Origin of the sequence: Streptomyces sp. NPDC057654, from assembly GCF_042800135.1 — a bacterium.
Lineage (GTDB): Bacteria > Actinomycetota > Actinomycetes > Streptomycetales > Streptomycetaceae > Streptomyces.
Genome location: NZ_JBHVHQ010001274.1, coordinates 1 through 1,720, shown reverse-complemented (window position 1 = coordinate 1,720; position 1,720 = coordinate 1). Strand labels below are relative to the sequence as shown.

The window sequence follows — 1,720 nt, the reverse complement described above, 5'->3', positions numbered from 1 at the left end:
CCGGGCCCGTACCAGGGGGGGCGGACCCGGACGGCGGGGCGGGCGCCGCGGGCCGCCCGCCCGAGAGGACCGGCAGCCGACCTGACGAAGATCACCTCGTGCGGGCGCGCACCGTACAGATAATGGGGTGACCTGCCCCCTCACTCTGGAGGCGCCGTGACCGGCTCCCGCCCGAAAACCTCCCCGCTCGACGCGCTGCGACCCGCCGCATTCGGGGCCGACCCGTCCGGAGAGCGGATGGCGCGCATCCGGCGGTCGCCGAACTTCGCCGACGGGGTGTTCACCAACCCGGTCGCGGCCTCGGTCGCCCCCTCCGGCTCGATGCTGAAGTTCCTGCCCACGTACTTCAAGAAGGAGGAGCGCGCGAGCCGGGCCCCGGACGGGAACGTGCCGGTATACCCCACGACCCTCGCCGACCTGGCCGAACCGCCCGCCTCCGGGCTGCGGCTGACCTGGATGGGCCATTCCAGCGTGCTGGCGGAGATCGACGGGCGGCGGGTGCTCTTCGACCCGGTGTGGGGGCAGCGCTGCTCGCCGTTCGCCTTCGTGGGCCCCCGCCGGCTGCACCCGGCGCCGGTGCCGCTGCGCGAACTGGGCCGCGTGGACGCGGTCGTCATCTCCCACGACCACTACGACCACCTGGACATGCCGTCCGTACGGGCGCTGGCCCGCACCGGCACCCACTTCGTCGTGCCGCTGGGCATCGGCGCCCACCTGGAGCACTGGGGCGTACCGGCCGAGCACACCACCGAGCTGGACTGGCGAGAATCGGCCAAGATCGCGGGCCTCACCCTCACCGCCACCCCCGCCCGGCACTTCTGCGGCCGCGGGCTGCGCAACACCCAGCACACTCTGTGGGCCTCCTGGGTGGTGGCCGGGCCCGAGCACCGGATCTTCCACAGCGGCGACACCGGGTACTTCCCCGGCTTCGCGGAGATCGGCGCGGAGTACGGCCCGTTCGACGCGACGATGATCCAGATCGGCGCCTACAGCGACATGTGGCCGGACATCCACATGACGCCCGAGGAGGGCATGCGCGCCCACCGGGACCTCCAGGGCGCCTCGTCCGGGGCGCCCGGCGAGACGCTGGAGATCGGCGGCGCGCCCGGCGGCGTCATGCTGCCGATCCACTGGGGCACCTTCAACCTCGCCCCGCACCCGTGGCACGAGCCCGCCGAGGGCACCGTCGCCGCCGCCGAGCGGGCCGGCGCGACGGTCGCCGCCCCGCGCCCCGGCCAGCCCTTCGAGCCCGCGTCGCCGCCGCCGGTCGACCCGTGGTGGCGGGCGGTGGCGGTCGCCCCGGCGGGCGGCTGGCCACTGCTCGCGGGCACGGACCGGGCGGGGCGGCCGGACCCGTCGGGGCCCGCGGAGGAGGCCGTGCTCCAGGCGTAGCGACGCGGCGGGGGCGCGCCCGGTACGTACGCCCGGTACGTACGCCCGTACGCGCGCCGTCGTACGCACGCGGGAACGCACGCGGGTCCGTACGCGCCCCCAAGGCCCCGGTCAGCCGGGGTGCTTCACGGCCTCTCCCGCCTTGTCCCAGTTCTGGTGCAGGCGGTCCAGGTAGGACTGGGCCGCCGGGCCCGGCTTCGCGCCGTGGGCGAACGCGGACATGTTCCCCGCCCCGGCGTTGTAACCCAGCGCCAGCAGCTCGTCCTTGGTGTGCCCGCCGGAGCGCTGGGCGGGCAGCTGCGCGGCGAGGTCGTGCAGATGCCAGGCC

General features: G+C 75.5%; 1 protein-coding gene and 1 pseudogene. One reads left to right on the top strand and one right to left on the bottom strand.

Features of this window, described 5'->3' with window-relative positions:
• The first annotated feature begins 156 nt into the window (after window positions 1–156).
• Window positions 157–1,392 carry an MBL fold metallo-hydrolase gene (locus ACFU99_RS42780; protein ID WP_384403951.1) on the top strand — a complete coding sequence of 412 codons (1,236 nt, stop codon included), beginning with the start codon at window positions 157–159 and terminating at the stop codon, window positions 1,390–1,392.
• A 111-nt stretch (window positions 1,393–1,503) separates the two neighbouring features.
• Here ACFU99_RS42780 and ACFU99_RS42775 read toward each other — a convergent pair.
• A pseudogene (locus tag ACFU99_RS42775) lies at window positions 1,504–1,720 on the bottom strand (lytic transglycosylase domain-containing protein); the annotation flags it as partial.